This window comes from Methylobacterium ajmalii, assembly GCF_016613415.1.
In the GTDB taxonomy this organism is placed as follows: Bacteria; Pseudomonadota; Alphaproteobacteria; order Rhizobiales; family Beijerinckiaceae; genus Methylobacterium; species Methylobacterium ajmalii.
Window position 1 is genome coordinate 1 of the sequence record NZ_JACWCT010000189.1, and the last position, 2,132, is coordinate 2,132.

General features: G+C 60.9%; 4 protein-coding genes. 2 read left to right on the plus strand and 2 right to left on the minus strand.

The features are described from left to right. The coding region (locus HPY23_RS32415) for a transposase (RefSeq protein ID WP_200649733.1) at positions 1 to 876 on the minus strand (876 nt) is incomplete at its 3' end. Then, entirely contained in the window at positions 873 to 1,364 is a 492-nt protein-coding gene (locus HPY23_RS32420; protein WP_175540089.1) for a GIY-YIG nuclease family protein, read from the minus strand. The genes HPY23_RS32420 and HPY23_RS32415, both read right to left, overlap by 4 nt. 83 nt (positions 1,365 to 1,447) lie before the next feature. On the opposite strand from HPY23_RS32420, the gene HPY23_RS32425 reads away from it, so the two are divergent. Continuing rightward, positions 1,448 to 1,951, plus strand: coding sequence for a hypothetical protein (locus tag HPY23_RS32425; protein WP_139235070.1), 504 nt, complete (start codon positions 1,448 to 1,450; stop codon positions 1,949 to 1,951). Further along, the coding region (locus HPY23_RS32430; RefSeq protein ID WP_200649734.1) for a hypothetical protein at positions 1,948 to 2,132 on the plus strand (185 nt) is incomplete at its 3' end. The genes HPY23_RS32425 and HPY23_RS32430, both read left to right, overlap by 4 nt.

Consider the following 2,132-nt stretch of genomic DNA (forward strand, 5'->3'; position numbering starts at 1 on the left):
CCACTCATAGACCGCGCGGAGGTTCGGAAACTCGACGAACAGCTTCTCAAGATCGTCCTTCAGCTTGTCGCTCGCCTTATCCCAGCGGGCGAGGAGAAGGCCCTTCTTGCGCTTGAGCCTGATGCGATCCTGGTTGCTGATCCGGATGAAGTGGGCCTTGCGAACCAACTCGACGGCGGCGTTAGCGGTCCGCTGGACGTGGTACTTATCGATGACGGTGACAGCGTTGGGGAATTGCTTGCGGGTCACACTCCTGTAGGTGCTCCACATGTCCTGGCAGACCACTTCGACCTTATCGCCGCCTCCGATGAACTCGAAGTAGTCGTTGAGGTTCGTCTGCTTCCTGCTCTCCTGCATGTCGAGCATGAGGCTATTCTCAACGTCACCGATCACGAAGCGGGGGCGCTTCATGATGTAGATCTCGTCCATGCCGAGCACTCGCGGAAGCACCACGTTGTACTTCCGCATCACCCGCTTAGCGTGCTCGTCGAAGATGCGCCGGATCAGCGTCTCATGAACGCCGTTGATCTCGGCGGCCATCGTGAATGGGTACTTGATCGCCTCCCGCTGAAGGTGCTCCCGGAAGCGCTTCGTGATCCGCCGCTCGGTGTCAATGTCCGGCAGGACTTCGTATCCGACTTTGCCGCACGCGTTACACCGAAAGCGCTGCCGCTTGATCTCCAGCCACGTCGGCTGCCCCTGGATAGCGTGGTCGCGATAGCGAACCGTCTTCGTCCCCATCTTGCTGAAGCTGAAGAGCGGGCAGCAGCCGTAAGGCTCGTGATGGCGGATACTCTTCGCTTGAACAATGAGCGTTCCATCTTCGTCGTAACTATCCACGAACGCCAGACGACTGAGGCGCAGCAGGTCTGTCATTCGCCGCCCTCGGCAGCCCTGCCCGGCTTCTGCCGCTCGCGACGCTTTAGTTCCTTCTCCACGGCCTCTCGCAGCAGGTCGGAGCGTTTCTCCCCCGGGTTCAGCACAGCATCCATCCGGGCGAACGTCCCGGCTGGGAAGCGCCCCGGCATCTGCTCGTCGTTGATACGCTTCCGGCCCACGGTTGATGCCACCTGCGGCCCAGCGCCGCCAAGCTCTACTGCGATATCAACCGCCTCCTTTGCAACCCTATAGGTGATATCAAACCACTCGCCGCTCAACCGATGCTCGCGAACCCGCCAGTGCGCATGGCCTTCGACGCTCGGTGCCAGTGCCGCCGGTATCTCGCGAGAGTAGAGGAGGCGCACGGGCTTGGCGCTCCCCGTCTGAATGGCTTGGTGCCGCCGTCGCGGGTTCCTCGCGATGCCGATCTTCACTGGACCTCGCGGACTGCCCATCACGTACACTGTCGTCATCTCGGCCGCCATAAACGATATCTCCAACGCGGATTGCCCTTGACCTGTATCAGATATCATCTAAAAGAGAAAGAGATATCAAATTGGAGAGCGCGATGAGCAAAGCACTCGAAGACATTGCGGTTGAGCGCCGCCGACAGGTTGAGGAGGAAGGTTGGACGGCTGACCATGACGACAAGCACACGAGAGGTGAAATGGCCGCCTCCGCCGCCTGCTACGCCCTCTGGGTTGTGCTTGAGCCGCGGGGAAGCCAGTCCCGCGCGCGAGCGCAGGAATTGGTGCATCGCTGGTGGCCGTGGAACTGGTCATGGTGGAAGCCCACTGATCATCGCCGCGACCTTGTGAAAGCTGGCGCCCTGATCGTTGCCGAGATCGAGCGCCTGGATCGCGCGCGCACCGAAGAACAGCGCGAGATTGCGTTGAGCGAGGAGAACGCGCGGCTCCGAACAGCCGTCGAGGGTGCGATTGCGTGGCACGCGAAGCACGCCGATGTTCACGATACATATCAGATGCTGGAGCACGACGAGCAAGCGAACCGCCTGCGCAACGCCATAGATCCCAACTGGCGCATCACTCTGGAGGAGGCCCGCGGCAAATGAAACATAATCCTGAAGGTTACGCTGCCGTGCTTGCGGTCGTGCGCTCGGCTTGGGCGCTCGTGGACAACACGGCTTATCACGATTGGCTTCCGCTCACCGTCAGCCGCGATGATTGGAATGACTTGGTGGCCGATCTCAACACGCTGAAGGCGCTCATCCCGCCTGAGGAGCTACCGGCCGA